20 protein-coding genes and 1 tRNA gene are annotated in these 16237 nt (G+C 38.3%); 6 read left to right on the forward strand and 15 right to left on the reverse strand.

The window, feature by feature from the left end; translation table 11 throughout:
* Nucleotides 1-134: 134 nt before the first annotated feature.
* The 5 genes from lptB to AAC388_RS11990 are packed head-to-tail and all read right to left on the reverse strand — an operon-like array spanning nt 135 to nt 3516.
* Nucleotides 135-878 carry an LPS export ABC transporter ATP-binding protein gene (lptB, locus tag AAC388_RS11970; protein WP_002122331.1) on the reverse strand — a complete coding sequence of 248 codons (744 nt, stop codon included), beginning with the start codon at nt 876-878 and terminating at the stop codon, nt 135-137.
* On the reverse strand, nt 878-1426 hold the full coding sequence (gene lptA / locus AAC388_RS11975) for a lipopolysaccharide transport periplasmic protein LptA (protein ID WP_002122334.1): 549 nt from the start codon (nt 1424-1426) through the stop codon (nt 878-880). Before lptA ends, lptB begins: the two co-directional genes overlap by 1 nt.
* Entirely contained in the window at nt 1410-1958 is a 549-nt protein-coding gene (gene lptC, locus AAC388_RS11980) for an LPS export ABC transporter periplasmic protein LptC (RefSeq protein ID WP_005070181.1), read from the reverse strand. Before lptC ends, lptA begins: the two co-directional genes overlap by 17 nt.
* Nucleotides 1959-1995: 37 nt before the next feature.
* Nucleotides 1996-2535: an HAD-IIIA family hydrolase gene (locus AAC388_RS11985; protein ID WP_002122322.1), complete on the reverse strand. Its 540-nt coding sequence runs from the start codon at nt 2533-2535 to the stop codon at nt 1996-1998.
* 3 nt (nt 2536-2538) lie between these two features.
* Nucleotides 2539-3516, reverse strand: a complete 978-nt coding sequence (locus tag AAC388_RS11990; RefSeq protein WP_002122342.1) for a KpsF/GutQ family sugar-phosphate isomerase — start codon at nt 3514-3516, stop codon at nt 2539-2541.
* Between the two features lie 213 nt (nt 3517-3729).
* On the opposite strand from AAC388_RS11990, the gene cysS reads away from it, so the two are divergent.
* From cysS to AAC388_RS12005, 3 genes are all read left to right on the forward strand, one after another.
* Nucleotides 3730-5151: a cysteine--tRNA ligase gene (cysS, locus tag AAC388_RS11995; RefSeq protein ID WP_342370680.1), complete on the forward strand. Its 1422-nt coding sequence runs from the start codon at nt 3730-3732 to the stop codon at nt 5149-5151.
* Between the two features lie 63 nt (nt 5152-5214).
* Nucleotides 5215-5290: transfer RNA gene (locus AAC388_RS12000), tRNA-Gly, on the forward strand.
* 206 nt (nt 5291-5496) lie between these two features.
* Nucleotides 5497-5973: a hypothetical protein gene (locus AAC388_RS12005; RefSeq protein WP_342370681.1), complete on the forward strand. Its 477-nt coding sequence runs from the start codon at nt 5497-5499 to the stop codon at nt 5971-5973.
* 255 nt (nt 5974-6228) lie between these two features.
* Here the strand turns inward: AAC388_RS12005 and AAC388_RS12010 are convergent, their stop codons facing one another.
* The 5 genes from AAC388_RS12010 to AAC388_RS12030 all read right to left on the reverse strand — a co-directional run bounded on the left by AAC388_RS12010 (nt 6229) and on the right by AAC388_RS12030 (nt 9358).
* Entirely contained in the window at nt 6229-6861 is a 633-nt protein-coding gene (locus AAC388_RS12010; protein WP_342370682.1) for a hypothetical protein, read from the reverse strand.
* Nucleotides 6862-6885: 24 nt separating this feature from the next.
* Nucleotides 6886-7206, reverse strand: a complete 321-nt coding sequence (locus AAC388_RS12015; RefSeq protein WP_342370683.1) for a hypothetical protein — start codon at nt 7204-7206, stop codon at nt 6886-6888.
* A 12-nt stretch (nt 7207-7218) separates the two neighbouring features.
* Nucleotides 7219-7932: a TIGR04255 family protein gene (locus AAC388_RS12020; RefSeq protein ID WP_342370684.1), complete on the reverse strand. Its 714-nt coding sequence runs from the start codon at nt 7930-7932 to the stop codon at nt 7219-7221.
* Between the two features lie 564 nt (nt 7933-8496).
* A complete protein-coding gene (locus AAC388_RS12025; RefSeq protein ID WP_342370685.1) occupies nt 8497-8826 on the reverse strand; it encodes a hypothetical protein in 330 nt (109 codons plus the stop codon).
* 85 nt (nt 8827-8911) lie between these two features.
* A complete protein-coding gene (locus tag AAC388_RS12030; protein ID WP_342370686.1) occupies nt 8912-9358 on the reverse strand; it encodes a helix-turn-helix domain-containing protein in 447 nt (148 codons plus the stop codon).
* A gap of 111 nt (nt 9359-9469) precedes the next feature.
* Between AAC388_RS12030 and AAC388_RS12035 the strand changes: the two genes are divergently transcribed.
* Both AAC388_RS12035 and AAC388_RS12040 read left to right on the forward strand, forming a co-directional pair.
* The gene (locus tag AAC388_RS12035) at nt 9470-10720 is read left to right on the forward strand and encodes an MFS transporter (protein ID WP_342370687.1); all 1251 of its coding nucleotides are present in this window, start codon (nt 9470-9472) and stop codon (nt 10718-10720) included.
* 148 nt (nt 10721-10868) lie between these two features.
* Entirely contained in the window at nt 10869-11273 is a 405-nt protein-coding gene (locus tag AAC388_RS12040) for a hypothetical protein (protein WP_101663752.1), read from the forward strand.
* A gap of 86 nt (nt 11274-11359) precedes the next feature.
* On the opposite strand, the gene AAC388_RS12045 is transcribed toward AAC388_RS12040, so the two are convergent.
* Entirely contained in the window at nt 11360-12607 is a 1248-nt protein-coding gene (locus AAC388_RS12045) for a mechanosensitive ion channel domain-containing protein (RefSeq protein ID WP_005070199.1), read from the reverse strand.
* A 242-nt stretch (nt 12608-12849) separates the two neighbouring features.
* On the opposite strand from AAC388_RS12045, the gene AAC388_RS12050 reads away from it, so the two are divergent.
* Nucleotides 12850-13212 carry a DUF3592 domain-containing protein gene (locus AAC388_RS12050; RefSeq protein WP_342370688.1) on the forward strand — a complete coding sequence of 121 codons (363 nt, stop codon included), beginning with the start codon at nt 12850-12852 and terminating at the stop codon, nt 13210-13212.
* A gap of 4 nt (nt 13213-13216) precedes the next feature.
* Here AAC388_RS12050 and AAC388_RS12055 read toward each other — a convergent pair whose 3' ends face one another.
* Genes AAC388_RS12055 through AAC388_RS12070 form a run of 4 tightly spaced genes read right to left on the reverse strand, consistent with a single transcriptional unit; the run spans nt 13217 to nt 16227 of the window.
* Nucleotides 13217-13861, reverse strand: coding sequence for a glycosyltransferase family A protein (locus AAC388_RS12055; RefSeq protein ID WP_311082800.1), 645 nt, complete (start codon nt 13859-13861; stop codon nt 13217-13219).
* A complete protein-coding gene (locus AAC388_RS12060; protein WP_075382622.1) occupies nt 13858-14457 on the reverse strand; it encodes a class I SAM-dependent methyltransferase in 600 nt (199 codons plus the stop codon). The genes AAC388_RS12055 and AAC388_RS12060 overlap by 4 nt, the downstream gene beginning before the upstream one ends.
* On the reverse strand, nt 14432-15226 hold the full coding sequence (locus AAC388_RS12065; protein ID WP_342370689.1) for a PIG-L family deacetylase: 795 nt from the start codon (nt 15224-15226) through the stop codon (nt 14432-14434). The genes AAC388_RS12060 and AAC388_RS12065 overlap by 26 nt, the downstream gene beginning before the upstream one ends.
* Nucleotides 15214-16227: an acyl-CoA dehydrogenase family protein gene (locus AAC388_RS12070; protein WP_068528750.1), complete on the reverse strand. Its 1014-nt coding sequence runs from the start codon at nt 16225-16227 to the stop codon at nt 15214-15216. The genes AAC388_RS12065 and AAC388_RS12070 overlap by 13 nt, the downstream gene beginning before the upstream one ends.
* Nucleotides 16228-16237: the final 10 nt, after the last annotated feature.

Genomic DNA, 16237 nt, shown 5'->3' on the forward strand with positions numbered 1-16237 from the left:
ATAAATGCAGGAATAATTCACACATTACTTTTTCATCAGGTGAATCATCTAATTTATTGTTTTTAAAAAATAAATATAAAAAAACTAAAAAGAGGTACTGACCTCTTTTTAGCCAAACAGATTAACTTTTTTATTTAAACTGTAAAATCGTCGCCTAAATATACTTTACGGACTTGTTCGTTATCCAGAATTTCTTGTGGCGTGCCTTCTGCAATTACCGCGCCTTCGCTCACAATATATGCACGTTCACAGATTGCCAAAGTTTCACGTACGTTATGGTCTGTGATGAGCACACCAATACCACGATCTTTTAAGGTCTGGATAATATCTTTAATATCACCTACCGAAATTGGATCGACACCGGCAAACGGTTCATCAAGTAACATAAACTTAGGATCAGCAGCCAATGCACGTGCAATTTCAGCACGGCGACGCTCACCACCAGACACACTCATTCCCAATGAATCTTTAATATGACTGATTTTAAAGTCATTCAACAATTCAGTAAGACGTTGTTGGCGCTGTTGCTTATTTAAGTCTTTGCGTGTTTCTAAAATAGACATAATATTTTCAGCAATTGTCAGCTTTCTAAAAATAGAAGCTTCTTGCGGAAGATATCCGATTCCCTTACGTGCCCTTTCATGCATTGCCAAATCGGACATATCAAGATCATCAAGGTGAATTTCACCTTTGTCCATACGCACTAGCCCAACAACCATATAGAAGCTTGTTGTTTTTCCTGCACCGTTAGGGCCAAGCAAACCAACAATCTGTCCACTTTGCATACTAAAAGATACGTCTTTGACGACCCAACGTTTACTATAGTTTTTTGCTAAGTGTTTAATACACAAAGTTTGGGGTTGAAGAGCTTGTTGCATTAGTCACGCGCTCCTGGGAAACTTTTTGAAGTTGATGGCGGAATAATAATTTGAACACGATTTGACGATGAACCTTGAGCTTCAACATCGCCTTTGTTCATACTATATTTCAATGAGTTACCACGGATGCTTGAACCATCTTGATATAGATATGCACCACCAGTCAAAGTAATAATGCCTGTATCTGCATTATAAACAATGGTTTGACCCTCGCCTCGTGCAACGCCCTTGTCAGCACTGATTTGCTGTTGGAATTTAGACGGTCTACCTTTGGCAGTAATCGTTTGAATTTCACGTTTAGAGTTTAGCGTAGCAACAATTGAGTCGGCTTGAAGCTTCATCGTACCTTGCTCAATCACGACGTTACCCGTATAAGTCGTTAAACCCGTTTTCTCATTATAAGTTGCACGGTCTGCCACTAACGAAATTTGTTGATTACGGTCAGACGGTAACGCAAAAGTCGAAGCAGATGATAAAGCAACGAATGTAATTACCGCAGCTTGTTTTAGGAAAGCTGAAGAACGTTTTAAATTAAGACTTTGGTGCATACTTTCCTCGAATATTAAAAAATTCGTACTGACCATTATTCAAATTAGCTTTTAACCCTTTGCTGACAAACTCGGCTTGCGGAGATTGAACAACCACTTGGTGATCGGTTTCAATTTCTCTGGTTTTTGGATATCCAGTTAACTCATCAGTTTGGAATTCAATCTTCCCTTGTGGTGCCAGTTTAGTTGCGACCACATCACCCGATAAAATAACTTTACGGTTATCATCATAACCATTTGCCTGTTTTGCAAAGAATGTCGCATCAACTTTGCCATCTTTATACATCGAGGCATTAAGTTGATCCAACTTTGATGTTTTTTGTTGCATATCCTGTTCAAGCTGACGAACTTCAGCACGAATATACAAATTGCCTTGATCATCAGTTTGAGTCAAATGGACGCCCTGCGCTGAATATGTCATATTCTTCGCAGAACCAATGTCTAGTTTTTTTGCCTTGCCACTATAGTAGTAGTAACCACCACTTATAGCAGCAACCACTACAGCAACAATTGATAAAACTCTGGTATCCATGAGCAGGAATAGCCTACCTTTTTAAGTAATCTTATTATTAATGCGGTACTGCAAGATATTTTTCAAGAAGTTCTTGGTAAATGCCTTTTGCGATCAGCAACATATCACAGACTTCACGAACAGCACCACGCCCACCCATCGATTGCGTAACCAAATGCGCACGGCGACGTACTTCTTCATGACCATTTGGCACAGTAACACTCATACCTGCGATTGCAAAAGCAGATAAATCAGGCCAATCATCGCCCATATATAAGCAATCAGACGGCAAAATATTAAACTGCGCACATGCTTCACGAAGTGCTGAGCCTTTGTCTTCACGGCCTTGAAAAACGAGGTCTACACCTAAATCAGACATACGTTTTTCAACAATATTGCTTTTTCGGCCTGTAATAATGATAACTTTCATGCCTGCTTGCTGTGCAAGCTTCATTCCTAAACCATCACGAATATCGAATGATTTAATTTCATCACCACTATTAGTTAAGGTTACGAAGCCATCACTCAAAATACCATCAACATCCAGAACCAATGCCTGTAAATGACGTGCTTGTTCTAACAATGCATAAGATGCCATTGATTAATTTACCCCTGCCTGAATAAGGTCATGCATACTAATTACACCAATCACTTTGTTTTGGTCATCTACCACCACAAACTGACTAATTTTTTTCAGGTTCAGCTGTTGTAGAGCTTCTACCGCACGTGCTTCTTGAGAAATCGTTGATGGTTTTTTTGTCATCACTTCTGAAACAGGCAAATTCACATCGAAACCTTGCTGTTTATCAATTAAACGGCGCAAGTCACCATCGGTGAAAATACCAAGCAAATGTTCTTGTTCATCTACAATTGTCGTCAAGCCTAAACGTTTATTAGAAATTTCATAAAGTACTTGATTCATTGGTGTATCTGGTGAAACTTTTGGCAATTCATCGCCTGTATGCATCAGATGTTTTACATGTAAAAGTAAGCGTTTACCCAACGCACCTGCTGGATGCGAACGAGCAAAATCATCTGCGGTAAAACCACGCGCTTCAAGTAAAGCGACAGCCAGTGCATCACCCAATACTAAAGTTGCTGTCGTACTCGACGTAGGCGCTAAACCTAATGGGCATGCCTCGTCAGATTCGCCTAAAGTTAAAGCGATGTCGGCATTTTGCGGCATTGGGCCTTTATCATCACGGCTAATGGTAATAAGAGGAACGCCAAGATGTTTGATGAGTGGCATCAACATCATGATTTCATCGCTTTTTCCAGAATTGGAAATCGCAATTAAAACATCACCACGAACCAGCATTCCCAAATCGCCATGCCCAGCTTCGCCCGGATGCATAAAGAAAGATGGTGTACCAGTTGAGGCGAAAGTAGCAGCCATTTTACGGCCAATATGCCCTGACTTACCCATGCCAGTGATCACAACACGACCTTTACACTGTAACAATATTTCACAAGCTCGGTTAAAACTGTCACCAATTTGTGTTGCTAACACGTCTAAGGCTTGTTGCTCAATACGCAATGTTGCTAATGCGCTGCTTTGGAAATCTGTAGGATTGGGCATACGAGTTTGACTCAAAATAATTGATCTGATCTCTTGTGAAGATCGGTGATTTTAATCAAAAGATTTGGGGGCATTCTAACATAACTCAATCATCTACACGTTTTTAAATGTATAAGATTTCACAAGCTTATAAAATTCTTGCATAAACCTTTGTGAAAAATGATGCATCAGTTATGATGTAACACTGTTTTTGTTGAGTGTTTGAAAACCCTTATGCAACCGTTTGTTTTATATAACTCTGAGCAACGAAAAAAAGTTGAATTTGTACCTCGCAAAGAAGGTCACATCGATATGTACGTCTGCGGTATGACCGTTTACGACTACTGTCATATCGGGCATGCTCGAGTTATGGTTGCATTTGACTATATTATTCGTTTCTTACGTAGTCAGGGCTGGAATGTTCGCTACATTCGCAACATTACCGACATTGACGACAAAATCATTAAACGTGCGAATGAAAATGGTGAAACAATCCAACAACTCACCACTCGTTTCATCGATGCAATGAACGAAGATGCAGCCAATTTAGGCTGTGCTGCACCTGATGAAGCACCTAAAGCGACTGAATATATTGATCAGATGCAAAACATGATTGGCAATCTGGTCAATAAAGGCTCGGCTTACCCTGCTGCAAATGGTGATGTTTATTTTGAAGTCACCAAATTTGAGAAATATGGTCGCCTCTCTGGCCGTAAGCTTGATGACATGCAAGCTGGCGCAAGTGAGCGTGTTGACGTAGAAGTTGAAAAGAAACATCCGTTTGACTTTGTACTTTGGAAACATGCAAAAGAAAATGAACCGTCTTGGGCATCTCCTTGGGGTAATGGCCGTCCGGGTTGGCACATTGAATGTTCTGCAATGTCGACTTGCTGCCTAGGCAATCACTTTGACATTCATGGTGGTGGTTCAGATTTAATGTTCCCGCACCATGAAAATGAAATTGCGCAAAGTGAAGCTTCGACTGGTGAGCAATATGTAAACTATTGGATGCATGTTGGCTTCATTAACGTTGATGGTGAAAAGATGTCTAAGTCTTTAGGCAACTTCTTTACGATTCGTGACGTGATGGAGAAATTCCACCCTGAAGTGATCCGCTACTTTATTGTGTCTTCACACTATCGTAGTCCTGTGAACTTCTCTGATGTAGCACTTAAAGAAGCAAAAACTTCTTTAACTCGCTTCTATCATTCATTTAAAGCTTACCAACAAGTGTACGGTCAAACGACAACTGAAACGCTTGATCAAAGCTTTATTGAACGTTTTAACAATGCAATGTGTGATGACTTCAATACTGCTGAAGCAATGGCTGTATTGTTTGAACTGAACAAAGAGTTAAACCGTGCTGTAAAAGAAGAGCAAGCTGACCAAGCGACTGTGCTTTATTCGACATTACGTCACCTCACCAACATTTTAGGTTTGGTACAACACGATGTAGATGCTTTCTTAAAATCAGATATTGGACAAGAAGCGCTTGCTTTGTCTGATGCTGAAATTGAAGATTTTATTCAACAACGTGTAGATGCGAAAAAAGCAAAAGATTTTGCTAAAGCAGATGGTATTCGCCAGTCTTTACTCGACCAAGGCGTTGTATTAGAAGATACACGTCAAGGTACAGTTTGGCGTCGTGCTGATTAAATGTTCAATTAAATCACAAGAGTGTTGACACTTTAGTGAAACACTCTATAATGTGCTCACATTGCGGGAATAGCTCAGTTGGTAGAGCATAACCTTGCCAAGGTTGGGGTCGCGAGTTCGAGTCTCGTTTCCCGCTCCAAAATTTAAAAACCACTTAATTCGAAAGAGTTAGGTGGTTTTTTATTGGTTCTCAATTAGAAAAAATAAGCTACGCCCGACTATTTCTTATCTAATGGATCTTAATAACTCATATTTAAAATTATTCTGACATAACCAAGAAAATTAATCTGAAACTATTTCAAAGTAAATTTATAGGTTCTAGAACCACTTTATAGAAAGAAAAAAATGGCCTTAATTAATTGTAAAGAATGTAAGAAAAAATTTAGCAATCTTGCTTATGCATGTCCTAAGTGTGGTGCACCCACATCATACTCAACAGAAAAAAATGAGGTATCTATCCAAACTGATAAGCCCTCTTCTTTTGATTTAATAGAATCAGAAATCTGCAATAAAATCATAGACCACTACTGGAGCTTACATAGAGAGATCACTCGGTTAGGAGGAGTAACACCCGACAGCCCAGAATTTAATGAAGAAGAGATTGTAAGAGCAGTGATTACAAGAATGGTGCAGTTTAAAAGGATGTTTATAACTATTAATCATTTTGATGGAAAACCTCAGATCCAATTCATTCCAAGTAATTGTTGGATTCTAAATAGTGAGAATATTGTAAAAATTATTGCTGACCGAGAAGGTCCGAAAAAAGAGCTTCTACCTGATATTATTCAAGCAGCAGTAAATCGGTTGGCTAAAGCACCCTAGGGTGCTTTTTTATTCTTCTACTTAGTAAGATAAAGTTCTTAAATTAAGCTGATTATTCATTCAATTAACTCTTATTAAATCATATCTTCAAAAAATGACTCTAATTATCTATCTCACTTTTTAAATCTTGAGAAAACTTAACTATCTTCGCCCAAAATATCTTTTTTTAATATAAGTGTTAAATCTACTATCTCAAGCTGAATGGATGGTATTCTTTGGACAATTTTCTGACCCAATATACCATTAATAAATTATTCAATGGCATACATTTAAATCACGATCAACTTTATCATGAAATCGACATAAATTTATAGATAATTGGAAAGTAAACAAATATGAAAAGAACTGGTTTAATGACTTTAAATGTTGATCAATATTCAATAAATTTCTAGGTAATGAAAATGTTTTATCAAGCGCAACTATATATCCTTTACCATGAGGCTCGTATTCACAATCTTCATTAATAGGTAAATAAAACAAATTAGTTATCTTATACTTTTTTAAATTAAGAATAAATTGTTCTATGCGCTCTTGGCTGTATCCATTTTTTTGCAATAATTTTTCATATTTTTCTACACTAAAAATTGGAGCTAATAAACAGTCAATGGGTATACTTCTTGAGTTAGCAACATCTATGTCACATGTATTGCTTAAAATAATACATCGAGGAGCGAATACTGACTTAAATTCATTAGTATTCCAATAGGGAAAAGGAACATTCCTTATTATATCGCCTTGTAAAAAAAAAGTATTTTTATAGGAAGTAAAAGGGTCTTGAGTTATTTTTCCACTTACTGAAAAATCTTTTAAAGCTATTTCTAGTTTTTCTCTTGTCGCATCACTTAAATAACTAGGCAATAATTCATTAATATTTTCAGCAACACTCACTCTGAGACCCTACGCAAAATTAAATCAAAATAAATCAATAAAGTTTTCAGAGAGAAGTTTAGCAAAATCTTCTTCCAAAGGCTTTGCATCTTTAGCAATTTTCTCAAATAAATTAACCATCATATGATCCAAATTCTGGCTACTTTCCAAAGCTTTCACATCAACAGAGGAAAAAGTTTGTGAGGTAAAACTAAAGCCCAGATTTTCCGTTTTCAGCGTTAACTCTGGAGGGCTTAACGGCATTTGACTGGCATGAGAAGTCATGGAAAAGCTTCCCAATGCGGTAGCAAAAATCACTCCAGTTAATGTTGGAGCGACTGAAACACTCATTCTAAGATTGCTCATAATTCCTCTCCTTTATTCTTGATTATAAATATTTGTATATTTTTTAGTTGCTATATCATGAAGTTTTTCCAAAGTTTCTACAAACTCCTTATCTACTTCACTAATATTTTTTACACCCCTATTGTTAATAATGTCAATTACCAATAATACACCAAAAAGCTTTTTTTTGTTTTTAGTTATATCGTTAAAAATTTCCATTTCAACGTGTGAAGAAACTTCATTGATGATAATAACCTCATCCTCTTGTTCTTCAGTTTTTAAAGAGAATTTTGTCTGTCCATCAAGCTTCGTTGAACCAATTGATAAAGCTAGGTTTAAGTTCTTAAAGTTCAAATGATCTTGTATTAAGTTAGTGTATTTTATTGAATAACGCTCAATATCAGCAATTTTATTTTTAAATTTTAAGATATTAAGAATTTGTTTAGGTATATTCTTAAAAATATCCCACCCTTCATATTCAACATCAAAAGTATTTTTCAATACCACAAATGAACCATCAGAAATTAACAATGAAAAGTTAGAAAAATTAACTCGGTAAGAAGGCACATAGTAGAATTCATGTTGCTGTTTTTTTAATTCAGCAGGAAATTGCAAGCCATCCGTTTGAATAATGTTTAAGTGATTATTAAATTGTTGATTTATAGCTATAAGCAATTCTGTGGCAAAATTACTTTGAGGCTTAAACCTAACTTCAAAAACCACCTCTACCAATGGGATAGATGACATACCTTTACCTTTGAAACACTTTCTCAATATGGACATTAACTTACATAAATAAACTAGTATTCAATAAGTTAGCAAAAAAACCATAAATATTTATATAATAAAATACCCTAGTTAACTTATGTTAATAGGGTTATCCGCAAATATATCCACTAGATGTGCTGACGTCAATACACAACTTACACTTAAATTGCAAGAGTTGTACTTAACAAAGTGTTAACAGCTATCGTAATGCATACTATACGGTGTATACATTCAATCGGGCCAAGTTTCTGTTAACTACATAATAATACAATAGGTTACAGAACTTAAGATTTACTTTGGATAATTTTCCTCCTAATTATTTAAGAGCCAAAGATAAACCAGATTAGCTTTTGCACTTCTCAGTAAACTTTTTAACCGTACTCAAATCATCGGGCTTACGAACTAGTAAATCTAGTTTCATTAAGTTTTCTGGGTTAAAAATCGATTCCAACGTTTAAGCAACTTCCAAACTCGCCAAAATGATGTTTAGAAGCTAATTCGGTGGTTTTCAGTATCGGTTAGTTAGCCATTTCCCCGACACCCTCAAATATTTTTAGCTAATTCTTTTGCCAAACATTGTTCATGCCATGTGGTTTGAAAATTTTCGACAGCTTTTGACTTAATGAGAGGATCTTCAAATAGCTTTGAAGAATATGCAGATTTGATAAGCTCTTGATAAAGTTGTTTAGCTTGTTGCTCTTCAAGATGATTGGCGATGTCATGTAACTCTTTAGCGGGCACTTCATGTTGTCTAGCATCCATTACCCCATTCGCTGCTTTCTTCACAGTTTCACAGTAATGAAGTTCCATAGCTTCTGATGCTGCATAACATTGAATTGAAATTGCGCTTATAAAGAGGAATATAAATCTCATAATCTCACCTTAATTTGACGCGCAAGAGTACCAACTAATCTGCCCAAATTTAAGTTAAAAAAGGTTATTTTTGTTTTGTCTTATTTTATTTCACCTTTTGCACTTGAGTATTAGAAGCCCTCAACACTGTTCCATCTGCCGCGACTGGCGCCATAAATGGAATTTGTTGTCCTGTAGTTTTATCAATTAACAGAGAATGGCGCTCACCACTTTCAAATAGGTTCTGTTCTCCCCATTGTCGTAAAGCTACAACGACTGGGAATAAACTCTCCCCTTTAGCGGTTAACACATATTCCTGATAAGCCGTGCCATCCGAAGCGTCTTGCATTTCAAGAACACCAGCATCGACTAATTTTTTTAGTCGGTCAGAGAGAATATTCCGCGCAACACCTAAGCTGCGCTGAAAATCTCCAAAACGGCGCATTCCATCAAAAGCATCACGCACAATGAGCAGTGACCAGCGGTCTCCTATCAGATTGACGCAGCGCGCAACAGGACAAGGTTCGTCTTTTAGCAATGTAGAGTTCGTCATCGAGTTTCCTTACCAATCATCAGCAACAAGTCATCTAGTTGCATTTTAAAACTAGTAGACTTAACATTCAACTAGTTGCATTTTAAAACTAGATTGAATGGATTTAGGCCCATGAAAGCTTCTCTTGCATCTTCAACTTCACTCGCTAAAAACGATAAACCGCTTTCAAGCATGCCTCGTGGCGTAATTTTGCTGTTTGCTATTGCAAGTGGTGCAAGCGTAGCAAATGTCTATTATGCGCAGCCTTTACTCGACATATTGGCCAAGGACTTTAATGTTAGTCATGCCGCTATTGGTGGTGTGGTGACAGCCACTCAAATAGGTTGTGCCCTAGCCTTAATCTTTTTAGTGCCGTTGGGTGACCTTGTCAATCGGCGTAAATTAATGGCTATTCAGTTATTGGCTTTAATCTCGGCATTGCTCGTGGTTTCCTTTGCACATTCTACAATTGTTCTTTTAGCAGGAATGCTTGCCGTAGGTTTACTCGGCACAGCCATGACTCAAGGGCTTATTGCTTACGCTGCGAGTGCTGCTCTCTCACATGAGCAAGGACATGTGGTCGGTACTGCACAAAGTGGTGTGTTCATTGGTTTACTGCTTGCTCGTGTATTTTCAGGAGGAATTAGTGATGTAGCGGGTTGGCGCGGCGTGTACTTTTGCGCAGCCATCATCATGCTCATGATTGCATTACCCCTTTGGAAACGCCTCCCTCATTTAAATATTCAACCTAGTGCCATGCGCTACCCGCAGCTTCTGGCTTCTATGCTCAATCTACTGCGCCAAGAAAAAGTGCTACAAGTGCGCGGTGTGTTAGCTTTACTCATGTTCGCCGCATTTAATATTTTTTGGAGCGCATTAGTACTGCCGTTAAGTGCCCCGCCTTATAGCTTCTCGCATACTGTAATTGGGTCTTTTGGACTCGTTGGAATGATTGGTGCTTTGGCTGCTGCACGTGCGGGTTACTGGGCCGACCGTGGATATGCTCAGCGCACAAGCTTGGCAGCACTCTTAATATTACTGCTCGCTTGGGGTCCACTTTCACTCATGTCCTATTCGCTCTGGGCACTCATGATTGGCATCGTATTGCTAGACTTGGGCGGGCAAGCTTTGCATGTGACCAACCAGAGTATGATTTTTCGTACTCGTCCAGAAGCGCATAGCCGTCTTGTTGGTCTATACATGCTCTTTTATGCGGTAGGTAGTGGATTGGGTGCAATCAGCACAACAGCGACTTATGCTTATGCTGGTTGGCTTGGTGTATGTGCACTCGGTGCAGGTGTTAGCCTTCTGGCATTATTATTTTGGTGGATGACCCGCCATATCATGCCTCAAATCACTCATGAAAAAGATAACAATATATAAATAAATAAAATATAATAATCCAAAGTTTTATAAGCCCATGAATAAGAAAGTTTAGTCTTTAAATCTTAAGTTCGAGCGGTAATAGAATGAAATCTTCTTTAACAATCTAAAGATTGATATGCAACTTTAGACAATTACTATCAAATATATGCAAATCCCTATAGGAACAAAATTGGGTATTAATAATAAATTGCTTTACACGGTTGTATTTGCCCTTGTTGCAGGATGCCACCCGCAAGAAGCAAACGACAGTACCAATGCTGTGAAACTCCCAGCCTATCAGTACGATGGTTTCTCTGGTTCAGCACGCTTAAAAGGAAACTTAGAGTTAAAGCAAGGATGTCTTTATGTGAAAGATATACTCATTGTCTTTCCAGAACATAGCGCTCAGTGGGATGCTGAAAAAAGCACTTTAAGTTATAAAGGTCAGCAGATCGGCTTAGGGGGCATATTAGATATTGCTGGAGGTATTGGTAATTTTGAGCAAGACAATCTACGCATTAAACATTTGAGTCCCATGTGTGATCATCAGAATATTTGGTTTGCAGGATAATCTTTTGTGAAGAGTATGAGTAAAAAAGCCCCCGTCTGGGAGCTTTTTCCAAATAGTTTATGCGCTGTTATTTACAGCTTAAAAACTTAACTTGGGTGAATTTCTGCCGTCAATCTTTGCAAGTCATGACCCGAAGGTGCTTGGTAAACACGTAAACCAAACTCGGGAAGAATCGCAATTAAATGGTCAAAAATATCTGACTGAATTGCCTCATAAGAAACCCACGCAATCGTGTTGGTAAATGCATAAATCTCTAGTGGCAAACCTTGGCTTGTCGGTTGTAACTGACGAACAATAATAGTTTGATTTTGAGCAATGCCCTTGTGCTGACGTAAGTAAAATTCAACATAGGCTCTAAATGTACCAATATTGGTTAGACGGCGCTTGTTGTAACGAGATTGATTGCTTAAATGCTTATTGAATTCTTCAATTTCAGAATTCTTTGCATTTAAGTATTGATCTAGCAATAAAAAGTCTTTGAGCTTTTGTTGCTCTTCATCACTCATGAAATGAACGCTACTTTGATCGATAAAAAGTGAACGCTTCATTCGACGGCAACCCGAATTGCTCATACCACGCCAGTTTTTAAATGTATCGGTCACGAGCTTATTGGTCGGAATGGTGGTATAGGTTTTATCGAAGTTTTGAACAGTCACGGTATGCAGTGAAATATCAATTACATCACCATCTGCATTGAGTGATGGCATTTCAATCCAGTCGCCAATACGCACCATGTCATAAGAGGCAATTTGTACACTCGCCACCAAAGACAGAATAGTGTTTTGGAAAACCAGCATTAATACCGCTGCCATTGCACCAAAACCAGCGAGTAAAGTGAACACATCCTTTTTAAGGAATGTTCCCAAAATCATGAGGCCACAGACAACAAATAAAATGAGTTTAACCAGTTGCAAGTAACCTTTAATCGGTTTGTTTCTAGATTTTGGATTACGCTGATAAATAAGATTAAAGATATTTAACAGCTCGCTAACCGTAAGCGCGAGTGTAAGAAAAATGAATGCTTGCGCAGCCATCTCTACAAAAGCAATAAACTTCGGAGATAGATGAGGAACCGTTGCAATACCGTTCATAATCACAACGGCAGGAACAATATTTGCAAATTTCTTTATAACGCTATGCTGAGCAAAAATAGACTGATTTGGTGATTTGAGTTTTGTGACTAAATGTCGAACGCCCCGAACAATAATGCGTTTGGCAATAAAATTTGCTATTGCAGCAAATAAAATCAAAATCGTGAGTGAAACCAACATTTCTAGCCAAGGATATTGACTTAACTCACCCCGAATATCACGGAAAAAATTTAAAAAATCCAAACCTATACACCTTTAAAATTTCTTTTGTAGAATTTTAGGGGTTAAGAACGTTTCTCATAAGGTTTGTTTACATATGTAGTCATAAATACAACAACTAAGTTATATACCCTGCCCAAATTTAATTATGATCCGTTAATTTTAAAGCTTCATTTGCTTATGTTTTAGACCAATTATATAAACTAGATCAGGCTTATCAGTTCATTTAGAATAAGACGTTAAACGAATAATTCTGGTTTGAGTGAGTGAAATTTTCTGATTTTTTGACTTTTATTGGAACAGTCTGGTTCAGCTTATTGTTTATCTATATTACTTGGACCTTTTTTCTTAAAAGTCAGGTTCAAAGATTTTTAATTTATAAACGAGGAAAGTTTGCTTCTGCCGAGGTCGTATATTTTCAAGACTCATTAGCTAAGGTGCAATATCGCCCTTTATGTTATGTCAAATTGAAATTTCAAACTGAGCAAGGCCAAGTCATTACTGAAAATCTAAAGGTGCTTATTTCTAAGCAAGATCACTATAAATATAAAGTCGGTAGTATTATTAATATTAAATATGACCCTAAAAATTTAAAGAATATTTCAATATTGGACGAAGTGATGATTTAGGTCATTAGAGATTATTTAAAAAATACGATAATCCTTGAGGTGCGCGTCCATTTAAGCGACTACTTGTAGTTACTCGAACTAGATTACTCCAAGTAATATTGCAACAATGCTTGATCAATTTTTTGATTAAAGACACGTCTTCATGACATGAAATAGGCTCAAAGCCACCAACCAACAGATAGACCTCTGCACTAAAACTTAAATTTGCCCCGTGAATATGCTCGTGGTCCATCTGATCTTTATAGTGCGCTAAATATTTTTGCTGTTTCGTTATAGAGAGATGACTAAAATCGTCTAGCGTTACAGTACCGCAAATTGCATCTGTGGGTTGATGCTGGATTTGATAACGCAGCCAATCTGGACTCACCACGGTGTCTGCATCGGTACATGCAATCCAAGTTACATCACGCCCGATTAAATGACGGATTCCTAAATCCCTCGCCTTGCCGACACATGCATAGTTACATTCAATCCAGTTGATTTGATGGCTTTGGACAATCAACCGCGACTGATCTGTACAGCTATCAAGTACAACAAGCACTTCTACCTCATAACCGCCGATGTTATCTATGGCGACCTGAATAGATTGCAGGCAGGCCGATAGATAGTGCTCTTCGTTATGCGCTGGAATAACGATACCTATTTTCATCTTAGTTTTTCCTGCTGCGCTAAAGAGGAGGTGTTCACCGTCCACAGATCAATCATAAAGTCTGGGTCGTTTAAGCTGAGGTAATGATGAAATGGAAAATGTTGCTGAAATGCTTGATGGACTTGCTCAGCGTCTAACTCAAAATCTTGAATTTCATGACGCCAGTGACAACACAGAATCTCGCCATCATCATTTAAACTAAGCTTTAACTTTTCAATAAACTGATGCAATTCATCCTTGGATAAGTAATAGGCCATCTCACTAATTAAAATCAGATCAAATTTTTGAATGTAGTAGTCTTCGGGTATTTTCCTGTTCTCAACCACCACATGCTCAAATTCTTTTAAACGCGCGGAAGCTAAACGAACAGCACGCTCAGAGACGTCTATACACACTAACTCCTCTGCTCTTTGTGCCAAATGAAAACTTAAATGTCCATTTGAACAACCCACTTCTAACACTTTTGGGTAGCGGGGTTTTGTCAGCAGCGCGAGACAAATTTGTCTTTTACGAGCTTCATACCAATGAAAGTCATAGCCCCATGGGTCACTGTTATGACGATATAAATCTTCAAAGTACACGCGAGAATGAATCACTCAAATAAACCTCATAAGGCATTAAAAGACGATTAATCGCACTTGGAGATAGCACTGCGGCATTCCCCGTGCTTTCATCTGCTTCTAGTTGGGTTTTAAACTGCAAAATTGCTTGATGTTTTTTAGTTAGCTGTTCTTGTGTTAAGGAAAATGCTTTTGCTCGGTGCCAATCAATGCGTGGGTCTAAAGGCTCTGCCCAATGCCAAGCCCAAATTAATACGTGTAAACAGAGTAGTTGCTTAGCGGTTGCATAGGCTTGTACGGTTTTACCTACTGCTTCATGGTCTGGGTGACCATCAAATTCATAGCTACAAATCAGAATATCGTCGGCTTGAACTAACTTGTCTAAACTCTGCCACAGTTGATCGGTTTGCAAATGGATCTGACCATCTAACAAATTAAGCTCTACACGCTCGGTTGACTCTGTTACCTCTAAACAATTTAAGGCCGCTAAGCTTTCTTGTGGGCGAAGAATATTGAGCTGATCTGGAGGATATTTTGTAGAGTGAGGATGACTTTGGGTGCCGTTACTTACTGCTAACACCAAAATCTTGCAGTTCAGTGCAATAAGCTGTTGCATTAAGCCACCACAGCCAAGCACTTCATCATCCGGATGTGGAGCGATAATTACCACTCTTTTTGAGCGAAATAGCTCAAGATCTAAAGGCGCTAATGGATGCTCTTGAAATGCCTGTAACCATTGCTCTTTGGCCGTACCCTCACCAAAAATAACGCGGTCTTCGACCAAAGGATGTTTTAAAGTTCCCATAGGCTTTGCTCCGACACACAGAGTTCTGCAATTTGTTCATAGTCAAAAGCAGCATGACTTTGCCTAATAAACACAGGCAGATCAGCCATGAGCTGAGCAAATGTCGCATCTTCACAAAAAGGACGAGCACCCAAGGCTTTCCCTACTCGCTCAATAACGCTCAGGCAGCATTGTTCTGTTTGGGCACGTAATATGCGTATTTCCCGCTCATGACTTAGCGTTGGTTTATGGTCTATGAGCTTGGCCACATATTGAAAATACTGCTTAGTGATTTCTAGCTGCTGAGCGACCTCACCTAAATACAATTTTTTATAAGGATTCGGATTTGCCTGACAGCTTTCTTGCAAAAAGTTAGCTAGACGCACGGCGGCACCATACCAACAGGCCGCTACACCTGCTGCACCATGCCAAAAACCTGGGCGTTTTAAATAACTATTTGGCTGACCAATCAATTTAACAGGTGTATTTTTAAAAGTTACTTGCGCAGTCTGTGTCGCATGCATGCCTACGGCGTGCCAGTGGCTTAAATCGGTTGTAATGGATGGATGACTTAAGTCGACAATACAAAGCTGCGGCAGCCCTTGCTGATCTTTATAACTTATTAAAGCTTTTTGAATGAATTCAGCACCAGAGCACCAAGGTTTTATGCCATTACAAAGATTGTCTTTTATTTGCAATGGTGCTGGTCCACCGTCTGCTGCCCAAACTGCCCAAGTCTGGTCATCTATTTCTTGCTGATAACCCAATTCATTTAAAATGCTTAAAGCATCACAATGAGACTCAAAAAGCTTAGCTAGACTTAAATCAACTCCAGCAATCTGCGCAAAAAGTTGCCAACGTTGATAGGTTTGACCCGAAGCTGGATGAGGCAAATTTTGAGTTAAATTTACAAGCTGAAAAAGTAAATTTATACGAAGCTTACTTTTATCTTCAGCTAGGGCAGCTTCAAATTCACTCAGACTGCTCAGTATCGTCATGTTTATAGGTATTTTAATATTCATTGCAAATAAT

The sequence above is a fragment of the Acinetobacter sp. D009 genome (genome assembly GCF_038562025.1).
GTDB classification, from domain to species: domain Bacteria; phylum Pseudomonadota; class Gammaproteobacteria; order Pseudomonadales; family Moraxellaceae; genus Acinetobacter; species Acinetobacter pittii.

What these genes read in the sequence shown, in the direction of transcription:
- AAC388_RS12030 (WP_342370686.1), bottom strand. Translation starts at nt 9,358, where the DNA reads ATGACGAACTCTACATTGCTAAAAGACGAACCTTGTCCTGTTGCGCGC.
- AAC388_RS12005 (WP_342370681.1), top strand. Translation starts at nt 5,497, where the DNA reads ATGGCCTTAATTAATTGTAAAGAATGTAAGAAAAAATTTAGCAATCTT.
- lptB (WP_002122331.1), bottom strand. Translation starts at nt 878, where the DNA reads ATGCAACAAGCTCTTCAACCCCAAACTTTGTGTATTAAACACTTAGCA.
- AAC388_RS12040 (WP_101663752.1), top strand. Translation starts at nt 10,869, where the DNA reads ATGCAAATCCCTATAGGAACAAAATTGGGTATTAATAATAAATTGCTT.
- AAC388_RS12055 (WP_311082800.1), bottom strand. Translation starts at nt 13,861, where the DNA reads ATGAAAATAGGTATCGTTATTCCAGCGCATAACGAAGAGCACTATCTA.
- AAC388_RS12020 (WP_342370684.1), bottom strand. Translation starts at nt 7,932, where the DNA reads ATGTCATCTATCCCATTGGTAGAGGTGGTTTTTGAAGTTAGGTTTAAG.
- AAC388_RS12065 (WP_342370689.1), bottom strand. Translation starts at nt 15,226, where the DNA reads ATGGGAACTTTAAAACATCCTTTGGTCGAAGACCGCGTTATTTTTGGT.
- AAC388_RS12015 (WP_342370683.1), bottom strand. Translation starts at nt 7,206, where the DNA reads ATGAGCAATCTTAGAATGAGTGTTTCAGTCGCTCCAACATTAACTGGA.
- lptA (WP_002122334.1), bottom strand. Translation starts at nt 1,426, where the DNA reads ATGCACCAAAGTCTTAATTTAAAACGTTCTTCAGCTTTCCTAAAACAA.
- lptC (WP_005070181.1), bottom strand. Translation starts at nt 1,958, where the DNA reads ATGGATACCAGAGTTTTATCAATTGTTGCTGTAGTGGTTGCTGCTATA.
- AAC388_RS11990 (WP_002122342.1), bottom strand. Translation starts at nt 3,516, where the DNA reads ATGCCCAATCCTACAGATTTCCAAAGCAGCGCATTAGCAACATTGCGT.
- AAC388_RS12025 (WP_342370685.1), bottom strand. Translation starts at nt 8,826, where the DNA reads ATGAGATTTATATTCCTCTTTATAAGCGCAATTTCAATTCAATGTTAT.
- AAC388_RS11985 (WP_002122322.1), bottom strand. Translation starts at nt 2,535, where the DNA reads ATGGCATCTTATGCATTGTTAGAACAAGCACGTCATTTACAGGCATTG.
- AAC388_RS12070 (WP_068528750.1), bottom strand. Translation starts at nt 16,227, where the DNA reads ATGAATATTAAAATACCTATAAACATGACGATACTGAGCAGTCTGAGT.
- cysS (WP_342370680.1), top strand. Translation starts at nt 3,730, where the DNA reads ATGCAACCGTTTGTTTTATATAACTCTGAGCAACGAAAAAAAGTTGAA.
- AAC388_RS12035 (WP_342370687.1), top strand. Translation starts at nt 9,470, where the DNA reads ATGAAAGCTTCTCTTGCATCTTCAACTTCACTCGCTAAAAACGATAAA.